Source organism: Pseudomonas sp. H3(2019) (assembly GCF_007713465.1).
Classification (GTDB): Bacteria; Pseudomonadota; Gammaproteobacteria; order Pseudomonadales; family Pseudomonadaceae; genus Aquipseudomonas.
On sequence record NZ_VMSG01000026.1, the window covers coordinates 39,247 to 55,077 of the forward strand.

Below are 15,831 nucleotides of genomic sequence, written 5' to 3' on the forward strand. Positions count from 1 at the left end.
ACAACCACGTTCTAATCCACTCAACTTGTACGACTTAATGGCGCCAGGAAATGGGCTTGTTAAAGACGCAGCCCAAAAGTGCACTGCACACACGACTTGCGGGTGACAAAACAAATTCACAGAACGAAGCACTTTTAAGTTATTCGAGATAGTGTTCTGCCAATCGGCCGCTATAATGCAACTCAGTGATGACCGTGCTTGCTGGCAACTACGGGGGCCAATCACTCAGGCAGCGCGAGGTTTCAACCCTGCTTCCTGCTGGCAAACGCCTGACGCTCATTTCGAATGCCCGACCCATGCGTTTGCAAAAAACAAAGAAACTGATGCTACGTCAGTGGTTCTACTCTGGTGCCGTGGCCGCCTGCACGAAGGAAGCTGTCAAGCACAACGCTGTCGCAATGGGTGCCTTCCCGGACACTCTGTTCGGTATGCGTGTGACCGACACAACGAATGCAGTGCGTATCACCAGAATTTATCTCAACTCAATTAGGTAACACTGTGACGAAAGAAGAACTGCGCGCGGAACTTGAGCGCCAGGAACAACGTTACAAGGAAGTTTACGGCGGGGAAGTCACCACCTACGCCGCTCAGCCCGACCCGGAACGCAAACCTTGGCGTAAACGCGCCAGCATCCTCGACCAGGCCTTTACCCAGGAACTGCAGAAGATGGAAAAGGAACTCAAAGCCGAAGAGCCATAATCGCGAAGGTTTGAGTTTTCAGGGCCTGCGCCGCCTTCAGCTACACGCTGAATGAGTTGGCGTCCCATATCGCGCCTGCTAAAAGCCGGCGATTGCCACCTCACTCCTACCGGATGAGGTTATTGGCGCTTGGCTGGCCCTCCTTACAGATATTTCACACACCCCGTTCAGCCCCCCATCGAAGTCGCTGAAATGCCGGCGCGTGCCACAACACCCAATGAAATCAAAGGCTTGAAAAACCTACGGCAACACTGGGACTTAGGGCCTTGTTACACACTAAATCGTTGAAGAATGTAACCGATGAGCAGCAAGTGCATTGATTAGCAGGGTTTTCTGGCATAATCGCGCCCCCTTATGACCGGGTCAGAAAACCTTCATGATCGATTTATTCAGCGGACTGGATGCTTGGGTGCTTGTGAGCCTCTTGCTCGCCCTGGCCTTTGTCCTCGCCTTCGAGTTCATCAACGGCTTTCATGACACCGCTAACGCGGTTGCCACTGTTATCTACACCAAAGCCATGCCGCCTCATCTGGCAGTGTTCTTTTCCGGTGTGTTCAATTTCCTCGGCGTATTGCTGGGCGGCGTTGGCGTGGCGTATGCCATCGTCCACCTGCTGCCGGTAGAGTTGCTGATCAATGTGAATACCGGCCACGGGCTGGCGATGGTGTTCTCGTTGCTCGCTGCGGCCATCACCTGGAACCTGGGGACCTGGTACTTCGGTATCCCTGCCTCCAGTTCTCATACCCTGATCGGTTCGATCCTCGGTGTGGGTCTGGCGAACGCCCTGATCAACGACATTCCATTGGCTGACGGTGTCAACTGGCAGAAAGCGATCGATATCGGCGCCTCGTTGGTGTTCTCGCCAATAGCCGGCTTCCTGGTAGCCGCGCTGGTGCTGATTGGCCTGAAATGGTGGCGTCCGCTGTCCAAGATGCACAAGACACCGGACCAGCGCCGCAAACTTGACGACAAGAAACACCCGCCGTTCTGGAACCGTCTGGTTCTGGTGATCTCGGCAATGGCTGTCAGCTTTGTTCACGGTTCCAACGATGGCCAGAAAGGCATCGGCCTGATCATGCTGGTATTGATCGGTATCGTGCCGGCACAGTTTGTACTCGACCTGAGCAGTACCACCTACCAGATCGAACGGACTCGCGATGCGACCCTGCACCTGAGCCAGTTCTATAAGCGCAATGCCGATACCCTGGGTGAGTTCCTGGCCTTGGGCAAAAGCCTGGATGGCGATTTGCCGGAGAAATTCCGCTGCAACCCGCAACAGACCGAGCCGACCATCACCGCCCTGCTCGGCACCCTCAAGGGTGTAGCGGACTACCATTCGCTGTCGCAAGAAAGCCGCATTGAAGTGCGTCGTTACCTGCTCTGCCTGGACGATACGGCGAAAAAGGTCGGCAAGTTGCCTGGCCTCGATGCCCGCGAAAAGGCTGACCTGGACAAACTGCGCAAAGACCTGACCACCACCACCGAATATGCCCCGTTCTGGGTGATTCTGGCGGTCGCCCTGGCACTCGGCCTGGGCACCATGGTTGGCTGGAAACGCGTGGTACTGACCATCGGCGAGAAAATCGGCAAGCAAGGCATGACTTACGCTCAAGGCATGTCGGCACAAATCACCACTGCGGGCATGATCGGTCTGGCGAACATCTTCAGCCTGCCGGTATCAACCACCCACGTGCTGTCTTCGGGTGTGGCCGGGACCATGATCGCCAACAAAAGTGGCCTGCAAGGCGGCACCGTGAAAACCATCCTGCTGGCCTGGGTCCTGACCCTGCCGGCAACGGTGGCCCTGTCGGCCGGCCTGTTCTGGCTGGCATCGAAGGCACTCGGCAGCTGATTCATCGCCGAACAAAAAGGCGCGCCCTCCTGGAGGTCGCGCCTTTTTTATTGCCCACATGTTTAGCAAAGCTTTGATCGTTCCCACGCTCTGCGTGGGAACGATCTTCACTTTTCGCAGGCAAAAAAAAAGGGCGACCGAAGTCGCCCAAAATGCCTTGCGTGCTCGTGCTTCCAGAAAGACCTAAGGCTTTTTACGCTTATGTGCGTCTTTCCAGATAAAAAATCCAAACCCGGCAAAAAACAGAACCATGAGGCCGACAGTCAGCACTCCGGCGATCACCACATTATCGAAAAACATGACTGGCCTCCTGCACTTGCCCTGTTGCGATGGGGCTAAGTTAACCAATCAGGCACGAGAGAAAATTGACCGGGATCAATGCCGCCCAAGGCCGGGCGTAAAAGGAAGGGAAATAACTGACCTGCATCAATGGAAACAGCGAGGATCAACGCTTTTTCGGTTTGTTTTTCGGCTTTTTCTTCGCTTTACCCAAAGGCATGGCCTGCTCAAAAGCCTGACGCACTTCGTTCAGGCGCTTTTCATTAAGGTCATGCACGCGCTTGGCACGCTCGGTGTTGAGGTCGATCAGCTTGTCGTCTTGGCTCATGGCGTGGCTTACATCTTCGTAGTCGATACAGGCGTAGCAAAGCGACCACTGTCACCCTGCCCGCTCAAGGTTTGCCAATAATGCGGCCAATAGCCGGCGCTGACCAGTCGCCAGCCGCATCAGAGCGCAACAAATAGTGTGCGAGCTTCAGACCTCGATATCGACCCACAACCCCTGACGCGGCTGATCCTCCATCAGCGGGACCACCGGCACCGTGTTGTCGGCGTTCAACTCGTCACCCGGCACGGCCAGGTGCTCTTGCGGATCCTCTTCGGCCTCGCGGCGACGCCTGTCGCGTTCTTGCTGACGCCGCTGCTCTTCGCGCAACAACTGCGCCGACTCTTCGGCATGGCGCTTGTGCAGGTCGATCGTACTTTCACTGGAGCTCGCCTCCACCGGCACCACCGGCGGAATATCCGGTCGCTGGCGAATCGGATCCTGCTGGGAAGTAATCGGCACGGCACTCAAGGGGAGCATCGGTGGCAGCATGGTTAATAGTCTCCTGACGGCAGGCTGTCGGCTGCTGGAGGGGCGACTTGAGCCATCGGTCGCAAACTTGCGACCCGGTTGACACTCACAATCGACAATCGCCTCCGTGCGCTACGGTAAGACTAGGGCCTGTCATCGGTTATTTCCTGCGGCACAGGAAATAACCGATGACAGGCCCTCGCAGTTTTTATGAGAGTCCTTTGGCTCTGAAGGCACTGATCCGTTAAGATAGTCGGCTTTTTCAAGGCGGGAGTCAGGCAGCATGGCGCAGCAGTATCAACCGGGGCAACGCTGGATTAGTGACAGCGAAGCCGAGCTAGGTTTAGGCACCGTTCTGGCACAGGACGGTCGCTTGCTGACCGTGCTCTATCCGGCCACTGGCGACACTCGCCAGTACGCGCTACGGAATGCGCCCCTCACTCGCGTGAGGTTTTCGCCGGGTGACATGATCACTCACTTCGAAGGCTGGAAAATGACCGTGCGCGAAGTCGACGACGTCGACGGCCTGCTGGTCTACCACGGGCTCAACGCGCAGAACGAAGTAGTGACGCTGCCTGAGACCCAACTGTCGAACTTCATCCAGTTCCGTCTGGCCAGCGACCGTTTGTTCGCCGGGCAGATCGACCCACTGGCCTGGTTCTCCCTGCGCTATCACACCCTGGAACACACCAGCCGCCAGTTGCAATCCTCGCTCTGGGGCCTGGGTGGCGTGCGTGCGCAGCCAATCGCTCACCAATTGCACATCGCCCGTGAAGTCGCTGACCGTATCGCGCCGCGGGTTCTGCTGGCGGACGAAGTCGGTTTGGGTAAAACCATCGAAGCCGGTCTGGTGATCCATCGCCAACTGCTCTCGGGCCGCGCCAACCGCGTGCTGATCCTGGTGCCGGAAAACCTCCAGCACCAGTGGCTGGTGGAGATGCGCCGTCGTTTCAACCTGCAAGTCGCGCTGTTCGACGAAGAACGCTTCATCGAAAGCGATGCCGGCAACCCGTTCGAAGACACCCAGCTCGCACTGGTCGCTCTGGAATGGCTGGTGGACGACGAAAAGGCCCAAGACGCACTGTTCGCTGCCGGCTGGGACCTGCTGGTGGTCGACGAAGCGCACCACCTGGTGTGGCACGAAGATCAGGTCAGCCCCGAGTATTCGCTGGTCGAGCAACTCGCCGAAACCATTCCCGGTGTGCTGCTGCTGACCGCGACCCCGGAGCAACTGGGTCAGGACAGCCACTTCGCGCGCCTGCGCCTGCTCGATCCAAACCGTTTCCATGACCTGAAGGCCTTCCGCGCCGAGAGCGAAAACTATCGCCCGGTAGCCGAAGCCGTTCAGGAGCTGATGGACCAGGGGCGCTTGTCCCCGGCCGCACACAAAACCATCCAGGGTTTCCTCGGTGATGAGGGCGAAGCGCTGCTGACGGCCGTCAACGCTGGCGACGCCGAGGCCAGCGCCCGTCTGGTCCGCGAATTGCTGGACCGCCACGGCACTGGCCGCGTGCTGTTCCGCAACACCCGCGCCGCGGTGCAAGGCTTCCCGGAACGTAAACTGCACCCGTACCCACTGCCGTGCCCGGACGAATACCTCGAACTGCCGCTGGGCGAACACGCAGAGCTGTACCCGGAAGTCAGCTTCCAGGCGCAACCGGATATCGATGAAGAACAACGCTGGTGGCGCTTCGACCCACGGGTCGAGTGGCTGATCGACCAGCTGAAAATGCTCAAGCGCACCAAAGTGCTGGTGATCTGTGCCCACGCCGAAACCGCGATGGACCTGGAAGACGCCCTGCGCGTACGTTCCGGCATCCCGGCCACGGTGTTCCACGAAGGCATGAACATCCTCGAGCGTGACCGCGCGGCGGCTTACTTCGCTGACGAAGAATTCGGCGCCCAGGTACTGATCTGCTCGGAAATCGGCAGTGAAGGTCGCAACTTCCAGTTCTCCCACCACCTGGTGCTGTTCGACCTGCCATCGCACCCGGACCTGCTGGAACAGCGGATCGGGCGTCTCGACCGGATCGGTCAGAAACACGTCATCGAACTGCACGTGCCGTACCTGGAAACCAGCCCGCAAGAGCGCCTGTTCCAGTGGTACCACGAAGCGCTGAACGCGTTCCTCAACACCTGCCCGACCGGTAACGCCTTGCAGCATCAGTTCGGCCCACGCCTGCTGCCGCTGCTGGAAAACGCCGATGACGGTGAGTGGCAAGCGCTGATCGACGAAGCCCGTACCACCCGTGAAAACCTCGAAGCCGAGTTGCACAGCGGCCGTGACCGCCTGCTGGAGCTCAACTCCGGCGGCGCGGGCGAAGGTGACGCGCTGGTAGAGGCAATCCTTGAGCAAGACGATCAGTTCGCCCTGCCGATCTACATGGAAACCCTGTTCGACGCGTTCGGCATCGACAGCGAAGACCATTCGGAAAACGCACTGATCCTCAAGCCGAGCGAAAAAATGCTCGACGCCAGCTTCCCGCTGGGCGACGACGAAGGCGTGACCATCACCTACGACCGCAACCAGGCACTGTCTCGCGAAGACATGCAATTCATCACCTGGGAGCACCCGATGGTTCAGGGCGGCATGGACCTGGTGCTGTCCGGCTCGATGGGCAACACCGCCGTGGCGCTGATCAAGAACAAGGCACTCAAGCCTGGCACCGTGTTGCTCGAACTGCTCTATGTCAGCGAAGTGGTTGCCCCGCGCTCGCTGCAACTGGGCCGTTACCTGCCGCCGGCTGCGCTGCGCTGCCTGCTCGATACCAACGGCAACGACCTGGCGGGCCGCGTCTCGTTCGAAACCCTCAACGACCAGCTCGAAAGCGTGCCACGCGCCAGCGCCAACAAATTTGTCCAGGCCCAGCGTGATCAACTGACACCGCGCATCAATGCCGGTGAAGAGAAGATCACTCCGCGCCACGCCGAACGTGTAGCCGAAGCGCAACGCCGCCTGGCCGCCGACACCGATGAAGAACTGGCGCGCCTGACCGCCCTGCAAGCGGTCAACCCGACCGTGCGCGACAGCGAACTGGTTGCCCTGCGCCAGCAGCGCGAGCAAGGCTTGGCCATGCTCGACAAAGCGGCACTGCGACTGGAAGCGATCCGGGTGCTGGTGGCGGGTTAAGCCCCCCTCTACCCCGTTAAAACAAAAGGCCCGCAGCGATGCGGGCCTTTTTTGTTTTCTGAACAATAGACGCCAGGCATTCGCCGCTTGGGTCGAGTTCTGCGTAGCTCCGTCTCTTTTATTGTTATGAGGGCTTCACTGCCGACTCCAGCGAACGCGAGCGAAGGTAACGCTGCCATCAAATTGCCTCTGTTCGATTAAAGATCGCGAAATTTTGGCCGATTCATCATGACTCAGGAAAGGATTCCCCCTAGCGATACTCAGGTAAAGCCCTATCGCTGGGGACAATATCGCGCTGTAAAGTCGCGAGCTTCTTATTCGTGATGGCTTGATGATATCTCGCCACCGAACCAACCAGTCCAGGCACATGGCGCACAATGACTTCTAAAAATAATCCTGCCCCAGCGGTATCCGAACTGACGCTCACCGCCGCCACGGATAAACCCTCAGTCCCGAAGCCATTGACCAGCTCGCGCCCGCTTGCGACCCAGCAGTACCTGTACTTTACCGAGACCAACACCGATCGCATCCTCGACAACCTCGATGGCCTGCGCGATCTGGTGTTCCCCAAGCCGCCGCACCTGGAAGACGCCCACGAACTGCATCAGCAGGAATTCCCTTCGGTATGCCTGATCGGGCTGGGTCGCTGCGGTTCGAACATTGCGCTGGACGTCGCGGAGCTGGTGTACAACGCCCGCAAGTTCTACCTCAACGAGTTCAACAACGAAGACAAGCCCTATGCTGAAAAGGGCTACAGCCCTGCGCAATGGATTCGTAACAACCTCAAACTGGGTGTCGGCAAGGCCACCAAACCGGTGTTCCTGGTCGAGCCACTGGTGATGCTCGGCGACCTCGACAAAGACATTGCCGGACGTATCCGTTTCTCGCGCAAGGGCGAAAAAAGCGGCTTCCTGCGCGACTACAGCAAAATGAAGATCATGGACCTCTCGGAAGTCCACGCCGGTGGCGCCGGTAACGCGCCGATCCTCGGCCAGTACCTGGCGAAGATCATCCTGAACAAGGACACCCAGCGTTTCTCCAGCCCCGACTGGAAGATGATCCACTCGTACCTGATCGACAGCTGCGGCATCAAGGCCAACCAGTCGCGCCTGTATTTCTCAATCTTCAGCGCCGGCGGCGGTACCGGTTCGGGCATGGCCTCGGAGTTCGGGCTGGCCCAGCAACACTCGTACATGAACAAGACGTTCGACACCAAACCGGTGGACGAGCACGACAGCAAGAGCGGTCATTCCTTCGTTTTCGAACCGATCTTCACCAGCGGCATTTGCGTACTGCCGAACATTTCCGATCACCGCAGCGAAATGTCTGAAGCGCTGCACATCAACGCCGGCCGTCTGTTGTGCAAGTACCTGTCGGAAGAATGGGATTTCTCGTACAACTTCGCCAACGAAGACAGCAGCGAAGCCAGCGTCATGGGCCGCATCCGCCCATGGAACGCAATGATGCTGATCTCCAACGACATCATGCGTTACGCCGAAGAGAACGATGACGGCAATATCCAGAACATTGATGTCAATGCCATGGAAAAGCACGCCAACCAGTACATCTCGCAGCAGATCTTCAACATTCTGACGGCCCAGGCAGTCACCACCGACTACGACCAGAACTACTTCCGTAGGGCCGGTATCGATATCGGCGAAACCATTCGCCTGGACGCCAACGACCTGTTCATGAGTCTGGCCGGGCCAGTGGCGATTGCCTACGCCGAGTCGGTAGTACCAGAACAACCGGCACCGAGCAGCGACAAGTTCAAGGTGTTCGACAAAGAGCCGCAGCGCCTGAACATCGACGACCTGTTCTTCCGCTCCATCGACCTGCCGCACTTCAACAAAGTGACCCAGGCCATCGAAGGCATCAGCCTGTTGCCAATCGAGTCCAAGCGCTATCGTGCGTCGCTGGAGCAATACAAGAACTCGGGTTACGACGCTGCCGCGCTGCATGACCTGCACTTCTTCAAGAACTGCTCGTCGGTGGTGTCGATCGTGTCGCTGCCCAAGGATTACAAGCTGTCCTACATGGACCTGAACCGGTTGAAGACCCACCTCAACAGCCTGTTCCCCAACACCACGCTCAAGCGTTATGCACTGGTGATCGGCGCCTCGGCCAACCTTTCGCTGACCACCCTGATCGCCAAGAGCCCGTGCCTGTCAGACGATTTCCTGACCTTGATCGTGGCGTTCATCAAGCGCTGCTTCGCCCGCAACCCGTACCGTTTCGACGAAACCCTGGACAACTCGATCCTCGACTTCATCATTCATGAAGACTTCGACGAGGCCAAAATCGACGAGCTGCTCAACGAGTTCGAAAACCCGGCGAAGATCCTCGACACCAACTGGTACGCGATCAAGCCGATGTACGAGAAGAAGTACCGCGAGCTAATCAACGACAAAGACAAGTTTGTCTCGATCAACGATATCCGCCTGTCGCGCGATTGCGTGAAAAAAGCCATCAAGTACCTGCGCGAGATCTACCGTCACCGCATCGGCAAGACCAAGGTCATTTCGCTGAATAACCATACGGGCAAGACGGCCTGATACCCTTCGATCGTTCCCACGCGCAGCAAAGGAATGCATCCCGTGACGCTCCGCGTCACATTCAGGAGCGGACGCAGAGCGACCGTTGCGGCGTTCCCACGCGGGAGCGTGGGAACGATCATCAGATTCAGACCTGCCAACATCCAGAAACAATTAAGCAGCCATTCGGCTGCTTATTAAACTGTTCCCGTTACGTTTACGTAACCTTCCCCTCCGCCTGCCTGTGGCATTTCTCTACGGCAACCTGCCATCACGCTACTCGGCTACACACTTTTACCCGAACGCCATCAGCACCAAATCGGTGCATAGCTTCAGGCCTGCGCCCTTTCCTGGATCAGAATCCACGGCGAAACGACCACGGCCCACAACTCCGGGTCACGCTCGAAAAGATCCAGCGCCCGCGTTTCAGAGAGCTTGGCGAGTTTGTCGGCAGCCAGCCAGGCAGCCACTTTCTCGCCTTCGTCCAGGGCAACCGCCTCAGCGGCAGCGATCAAATCCAGGTCGGGATCGACCCACAATAGGGCACCCTTGGCGAAGAACGGTTCGAGTTCCTTCCAGGTAATAGATGCGGTTTCACCAAGCAGCTTGGCATAGAGGGTGCTAGGTTCTTGAGTCATGGGCCCTGTCCGGAATTGAAATCGGCGCAATCATAACGTCGGCGCTCTGGCAGAAAAACCCGGATGCAATAGAGTCATTGATCGAGAACTGCAGGAAAGCAAGGATAGCCGCTGAATCGGGTTACTACGCAGCCAAAATCCCGCCGCAATTCTGTCTTTTTCTTTCAAAAATGCGACACCCTCAGGTTTTGCCCCTGAGCGCCAGCTTTCCAAGCGAACAACCGGCGCTCTACACTGTACCGGTACAGTTGCCGGGGGCATTTCCGGGGGATATCCAAGATATCGATCCGGTTCTGTGGCTCAGGCTGCCAGGACTATAAAAAATACAACAGTAAGAGTGGAGCACTATGAATAAGGCTACTAAGCAGATTTCCAAACTGTTTGCCGCTATGGTTCTGGCCGGGGTTGCCAGCCATTCGTTCGCAGCTGACACCATCAAGATCGGCATCGCCGGCCCTAAAACCGGTCCAGTGACCCAGTACGGTGACATGCAGTTCATCGGCGCTAAAATGGCCATCGAGCAGATCAACGCCAAGGGCGGTGTCAACGGCAAGATGCTCGAAGCCAAGGAATACGATGACGCCTGCGACCCTAAACAGGCCGTTGCCGTTGCCAACAAAGTGGTCAACGACGGCGTCAAGTTCGTGGTCGGTCACCTCTGCTCCAGCTCCACTCAGCCAGCGTCCGATATCTATGAAGACGAAGGCGTGATCATGATCACCCCGGCCGCCACCAGCCCGGACATCACCAACCGTGGCTACAAAATGGTGTTCCGCACCATCGGCCTGGACAGCGCCCAGGGTCCTGCCGCCGGTAACTACATCGCCGATCACGTAAAGCCGAAAATCGTTGCCGTTCTGCACGACAAACAGCAATACGGTGAAGGCATCGCCACCGCCGTGAAGAAAACCCTCGAAGGCAAAGGCGTCAAGGTTGCCGTGTTCGAAGGCCTGAACGCCGGCGACAAGGACTTCTCCTCGATCATCCAGAAACTCAAGCAAGCCAACGTCGACTTCGTCTACTACGGCGGCTACCACCCGGAGCTTGGCCTGATCCTGCGTCAGGCCAAGGAAAAAGGCCTGAACGCCAAGTTCATGGGGCCAGAAGGCGTCGGCAACGAATCCATCTCGCAGATCGCCCAGGACGCTTCCGAAGGCCTGTTGGTGACCCTGCCGAAATCTTTCGACCAGGACCCGGCCAACAAGGCACTGGTTGAAGCATTCGCTGCCAAGAAGCAGGACCCGACCGGTCCGTTCGTGTTCCCGGCCTACTCGGCTGTTGAAGTCATCGCCGGCGGCATCACTGCTGCCAAAAGCGAAGACACTGCCAAAGTGGCTGCAGCCATCCACGCAGGTACTTTCAAAACCCCTACTGGCGACCTGAGCTACGACGCCAAGGGCGACCTGAAAGACTTCAAGTTCGTGGTTTACCAGTGGCACTTTGGCAAACCTAAAACCGAAGTTTCGCCTCAGTAAGGCGCTGCCTGACTGACTGCCAATAAAGCCCACGGCGTGCCGTGGGCTTTATTTTACGAGGTAATGGGCCGTGCCTCCGTGATCCGGAAGCCTCCCCACCTGAAAATCTCAAAACCGTCATCAGCGGTTCGCTGGCAAACCTCACGTTCGAAGTGGATGCAGATCCATGGGGCCTGAGCGGGAAAATGACTCCACCAGTGAAATGCGTATCAGGTTTTTAGGAGCGCAGTAATGCCTGAGATCTATCACTTTTTCCAACAGCTGGTTAATGGTCTGACCATTGGCAGCACATATGCCCTGATCGCCATCGGCTATACGATGGTTTACGGCATCATTGGAATGATTAACTTCGCCCACGGCGAGGTCTACATGATCGGTTCCTATGTGGCCTTCATCGTCCTTGCCGGACTGGCCATGCTGGGTATCCATTCCCTACCGTTGTTGATGACCGCCGCATTCCTGGCGACCATCGTTGTCACCAGTGCCTATGGCTACAGCATCGAACGGATCGCCTACCGCCCTCTGCGGGGCAGTAACCGCCTGATCCCGCTGATCTCGGCCATCGGCATGTCGATCTTTCTGCAAAACACCGTACTGCTCTCGCAGGACTCCAAGGACAAATCAATTCCCAACCTGATTCCGGGCAGCTTCACCTTCGGTCCAGGCGGGGCCCAGGAAGTGCTGATCTCCTACATGCAGGTCCTGGTATTCGTAGTGACCCTGGTGGTGATGCTCTGCCTGACCACGTTCATTTCGCGTTCACGTCTGGGACGTGCCTGCCGGGCCTGCGCCGAAGACATCAGGATGGCCAACCTGCTGGGCATCAACACCAACAACATCATCGCCCTGACCTTCGTCATCGGTGCGGCCCTGGCGGCCGTGGCGGCTGTACTGCTGAGCATGCAGTACGGCGTGATCAACCCGAACGCCGGATTCCTGGTGGGTCTCAAGGCCTTTACCGCGGCGGTTCTGGGCGGCATCGGGAGTATTCCGGGCGCCATGCTCGGAGGTCTGGTGCTGGGGGTGGCCGAAGCATTCGGCGCCGATATATTCGGTGACCAGTACAAGGACGTGGTGGCTTTCGGCCTTCTGGTTCTGGTGTTGTTATTCCGGCCAACCGGCCTGTTGGGCCGTCCGGAGGTTGAGAAAGTATGATCAGGAATCTTAAACAGGCGCTCTTCAGCGCGCTATTGGTCTGGGCTGTGGCGTATCCGGTACTCGGCCTGAAACTGTCCATCGCCGGCATCAACCTTGAAGTACAGGGTGCCACGACCTCCACGCTGCTGATCATCGCCGCCTGCTCGGTGTTGATGTTCCTGCGCGTGCTGTTCGATCGCGAATACACCGCGGCCATGCGCTCCGTGCCCAAAGGTAAATTGATCCCGGCCAGTGCGAGCAATTTCCTGACCCTGCCCAGTACCCAGCGCTGGGTCATCATGGGATTGATCGTCATCGCTCTGGTCTGGCCGTTCTTCGGTTCGCGCGGTGCGGTGGATATCGCCACGTTGATTCTGATCTATGTGCTGCTCGGTCTGGGCCTGAACATCGTGGTCGGTCTGGCGGGGCTGCTCGACCTGGGCTACGTCGGTTTCTACGCCGTGGGCGCCTACAGCTATGCGCTGCTGTCGCACTACTACGGCCTGAGCTTCTGGATCTGCCTGCCCATCGCCGGCTTGATGGCGGCAACCTTCGGCTTCTTGCTGGGCTTCCCGGTGCTGCGTCTGCGCGGTGACTATCTGGCGATCGTGACCCTGGGCTTCGGTGAGATCATCCGTCTGTTCCTGCGGAACCTGACAGGCCTCACGGGCGGACCGAACGGCATCAGCAACATTCCCAAACCGACGCTGTTCGGCCTGAGCTTCGAGAGAACGGCCGCTGAAGGCATGCAGACCTTCCACGAGTTCTTCGGCCTGACGTACAACCCGGTCAGCAAAGTGGTTTTCCTCTACCTGGTGGCGCTGTTGCTGGCACTGTTCGCGCTGTTCGTGATCAACCGTCTGCTGCGCATGCCGATCGGCCGTGCCTGGGAAGCGCTGCGTGAAGACGAAATCGCCTGCCGGGCCCTGGGCCTGAACCCGACCGTGATCAAGCTGTCGGCCTTCACCCTGGGTGCCTGCTTCGCCGGTTTTGCCGGTAGCTTCTTCGCCGCGCGCCAGGGTCTGGTCACGCCGGAGTCGTTCACCTTCATCGAGTCGGCCACCATCCTCGCCATCGTGGTGCTGGGCGGCATGGGCTCGCAACTCGGCGTGGTCCTCGCGGCTGTCGTGATGATCCTGTTGCCCGAGCTGATGCGTGACTTCAGCGAATACCGCATGTTGATGTTCGGCGCCTTGATGGTGCTGATGATGATCTGGCGTCCTCAAGGTCTGCTGCCCATGCAACGTCCTCACATGGAGCTGCGCAAATGAGCAGAGAGATCCTGAAAGTAGAAGGCCTGAGCATGCGCTTTGGCGGCTTGCTGGCGGTCAATAGCGTTGCCCTGAGCGTGAAAGAGAAACAGGTGGTGTCGATGATCGGCCCTAACGGCGCCGGCAAGACCACCGTGTTCAACTGCCTGACCGGTTTCTACAAGCCCACTGCTGGCACTATCCAGCTCAACGGTGAAGCGATCGAAGGCCTGCCCGGTCACAAGATCGCCGGTAAAGGCGTGGTGCGCACGTTCCAGAACGTGCGGTTGTTCAAGGAAATGACCGCCGTGGAAAACCTGCTGATTGCTCAGCACCGGCACCTGAATACCAACTTCCTGGCCGGTCTGTTCAAGACGCCGGCGTTTCGCCGCAGCGAACGCGAGGCCATGGAATACGCCGAGTTCTGGCTCGACAAGGTCAACCTCAAGGAGTTTGCCAACCGTCCGGCCGGCACCCTGGCCTACGGTCAGCAGCGCCGCCTGGAAATCGCCCGTTGCATGATGACCCGTCCAAGCATCCTGATGCTCGACGAACCGGCCGCCGGCCTCAACCCGCGGGAAACCGACGACCTCAAGGCGCTGATCGGCACCCTGCGTGAAGAGCATAACGTCACCGTGCTATTGATCGAACACGACATGAAACTGGTCATGAGCATCTCCGACCACATTTTCGTGATCAACCAGGGCACACCTCTGGCCAACGGCACGCCGGAACAGATCCGCGACAATCCTGAAGTGATCAAAGCCTACCTGGGGGAAGCGTAAATGCTGCAGTTCGAAAACGTTTCCACCTTCTACGGCAAGATCCAGGCCCTGCACAGCGTCAACGTCGAAGTCCGTCAGGGCGAGATCGTCACGCTGATCGGGGCCAACGGCGCCGGCAAATCCACCCTGCTGATGACCCTGTGCGGTTCGCCGCAAGCCCATAGCGGCAGCATTCGCTACATGGGCGAAGAACTGGTCGGCCAGGACTCCGCGCGAATCATGCGTAAAAGCATCGCCGTGGTCCCGGAAGGTCGTCGGGTGTTTGCCCGTCTGACCGTGGAAGAAAACCTCGCCATGGGCGGTTTCTTCACCGAGAAGGGCGATTACCAGGAGCAAATGGACAAGGTCCTGGGGTTGTTCCCGCGACTCAAGGAACGCTTCAACCAGCGCGGCGGCACCATGTCGGGTGGCGAGCAGCAGATGCTTGCCATCGGCCGGGCGCTGATGAGCAAACCCAAGCTGCTGCTGCTCGACGAGCCGTCGCTGGGGTTGGCGCCGATCATCATCCAGCAGATCTTCGACATCATCGAACAGCTGCGCAAGGATGGTGTGACGGTGTTTCTGGTTGAACAGAATGCTAACCAGGCGTTGAAGGTTGCCGACCGTGCCTATGTGCTGGAAAACGGCCGGGTGGTGATGCAAGGCACCGGTGCAGCCCTGCTGAGCGACCCTAAAGTGCGCGACGCCTACCTGGGCGGCTAAGCACTGCTGCAACAAAAAACGGCCTGCGGGCCGTTTTTTTTGCCTTGTAGGAGCACGGCTTACCGGCGATGGTGCCTGGAAGAACGCCATTGCCGGCAAGCCGTGCTCCTACAGGATTGTGTCGTGTACAAAAGTTTTTTTACACGCGCTGTAACGAACCGCAGTGACCTTTCTCTAGAGGGGTAAGCAAGCACCAACGCTTACTTGAACCCACCCCTTGTTTGGAGAAACACCATGACTGCTACTACTCGCACCCTGTCCGCCGCCGCCCTCGCCCTGGCCCTGGGTTCCGCTTTGAGCATCGCAGCTCTGCCGACCACTGCCCACGCCGCAGCCACTGACATGGAAAAATGCTTTGGCGTCGCCATGAAAGGCAAGAACGATTGCGCCGCAGGTGCAGGCACTACCTGCGCGGGCACCTCGAAAGTCGACTACGAGAGCAACCACTTCAAACTGGTACCAAAAGGCACTTGCGAGAAGACTGCCAGCCCGACCTCACCAACCGGCTTCGGTCAAATGGCCGCCTACAAAGCCAAGTCGTAATCCCTCCTCTG

15 protein-coding genes are annotated in these 15,831 nt (G+C 58.3%); 11 read left to right on the top strand and 4 right to left on the bottom strand.

From position 1 onward, the window contains the following. Positions 1-188: 188 nt before the first annotated feature. The 3 genes from FPT12_RS22630 (at position 189) to FPT12_RS22640 (ending at position 2,551) form a co-directional block, all read left to right on the top strand. On the top strand, positions 189-494 hold the full coding sequence (locus FPT12_RS22630) for a hypothetical protein (RefSeq protein ID WP_145020272.1): 306 nt from the start codon (positions 189-191) through the stop codon (positions 492-494). Between the two features lie 4 nt (positions 495-498). Next, the gene (locus tag FPT12_RS22635) at positions 499-699 is read left to right on the top strand and encodes a hypothetical protein (protein WP_019692194.1); all 201 of its coding nucleotides are present in this window, start codon (positions 499-501) and stop codon (positions 697-699) included. Positions 700-1,075: 376 nt separating this feature from the next. Then, positions 1,076-2,551 (top strand): inorganic phosphate transporter, encoded by a 1,476-nt coding sequence (locus tag FPT12_RS22640; protein ID WP_145020274.1) that lies wholly within the window; start codon positions 1,076-1,078, stop codon positions 2,549-2,551. 183 nt (positions 2,552-2,734) lie between these two features. Here FPT12_RS22640 and ccoM read toward each other — a convergent pair whose 3' ends face one another. The 3 genes from ccoM to FPT12_RS22645 form a co-directional block, all read right to left on the bottom strand. After that, positions 2,735-2,851: a cytochrome c oxidase subunit CcoM gene (gene ccoM / locus FPT12_RS28230; RefSeq protein WP_007926603.1), complete on the bottom strand. Its 117-nt coding sequence runs from the start codon at positions 2,849-2,851 to the stop codon at positions 2,735-2,737. 145 nt (positions 2,852-2,996) lie between these two features. Beyond that, complete coding sequence (locus FPT12_RS27710) at positions 2,997-3,158, bottom strand: hypothetical protein (protein ID WP_007906621.1); 162 nt, start codon at positions 3,156-3,158, stop codon at positions 2,997-2,999. Positions 3,159-3,305: 147 nt separating this feature from the next. Further along, positions 3,306-3,647: an aspartate-semialdehyde dehydrogenase gene (locus tag FPT12_RS22645; protein WP_145020277.1), complete on the bottom strand. Its 342-nt coding sequence runs from the start codon at positions 3,645-3,647 to the stop codon at positions 3,306-3,308. Between the two features lie 262 nt (positions 3,648-3,909). Between FPT12_RS22645 and rapA the strand changes: the two genes are divergently transcribed. Both rapA and FPT12_RS22655 read left to right on the top strand, forming a co-directional pair. Next, a complete protein-coding gene (gene rapA / locus FPT12_RS22650; protein WP_145020280.1) occupies positions 3,910-6,756 on the top strand; it encodes an RNA polymerase-associated protein RapA in 2,847 nt (948 codons plus the stop codon). 377 nt (positions 6,757-7,133) lie between these two features. Next, positions 7,134-9,311 carry a hypothetical protein gene (locus FPT12_RS22655; protein ID WP_054596021.1) on the top strand — a complete coding sequence of 726 codons (2,178 nt, stop codon included), beginning with the start codon at positions 7,134-7,136 and terminating at the stop codon, positions 9,309-9,311. Between the two features lie 311 nt (positions 9,312-9,622). Here the strand turns inward: FPT12_RS22655 and FPT12_RS22660 are convergent, their stop codons facing one another. After that, positions 9,623-9,928, bottom strand: a complete 306-nt coding sequence (locus tag FPT12_RS22660; protein ID WP_145020282.1) for a DUF2288 domain-containing protein — start codon at positions 9,926-9,928, stop codon at positions 9,623-9,625. Between the two features lie 347 nt (positions 9,929-10,275). On the opposite strand from FPT12_RS22660, the gene FPT12_RS22665 reads away from it, so the two are divergent. The 6 genes from FPT12_RS22665 to FPT12_RS22690 all read left to right on the top strand — a co-directional run bounded on the left by FPT12_RS22665 (position 10,276) and on the right by FPT12_RS22690 (position 15,820). Next, a complete protein-coding gene (locus tag FPT12_RS22665; RefSeq protein WP_145020285.1) occupies positions 10,276-11,403 on the top strand; it encodes a branched-chain amino acid ABC transporter substrate-binding protein in 1,128 nt (375 codons plus the stop codon). A gap of 231 nt (positions 11,404-11,634) precedes the next feature. Beyond that, on the top strand, positions 11,635-12,558 hold the full coding sequence (gene livH, locus FPT12_RS22670; protein ID WP_145020287.1) for a high-affinity branched-chain amino acid ABC transporter permease LivH: 924 nt from the start codon (positions 11,635-11,637) through the stop codon (positions 12,556-12,558). Further along, on the top strand, positions 12,555-13,811 hold the full coding sequence (locus FPT12_RS22675) for a high-affinity branched-chain amino acid ABC transporter permease LivM (RefSeq protein ID WP_145020290.1): 1,257 nt from the start codon (positions 12,555-12,557) through the stop codon (positions 13,809-13,811). Before livH ends, FPT12_RS22675 begins: the two co-directional genes overlap by 4 nt. After that, on the top strand, positions 13,808-14,575 hold the full coding sequence (livG, locus tag FPT12_RS22680; RefSeq protein ID WP_054596017.1) for a high-affinity branched-chain amino acid ABC transporter ATP-binding protein LivG: 768 nt from the start codon (positions 13,808-13,810) through the stop codon (positions 14,573-14,575). The genes FPT12_RS22675 and livG overlap by 4 nt, the downstream gene beginning before the upstream one ends. Then, on the top strand, positions 14,576-15,277 hold the full coding sequence (locus FPT12_RS22685; protein WP_145020292.1) for an ABC transporter ATP-binding protein: 702 nt from the start codon (positions 14,576-14,578) through the stop codon (positions 15,275-15,277). Between the two features lie 234 nt (positions 15,278-15,511). Continuing rightward, positions 15,512-15,820 (top strand): DUF2282 domain-containing protein, encoded by a 309-nt coding sequence (locus FPT12_RS22690; RefSeq protein WP_123582497.1) that lies wholly within the window; start codon positions 15,512-15,514, stop codon positions 15,818-15,820. The last annotated feature ends 11 nt before the right edge of the window (positions 15,821-15,831 follow it).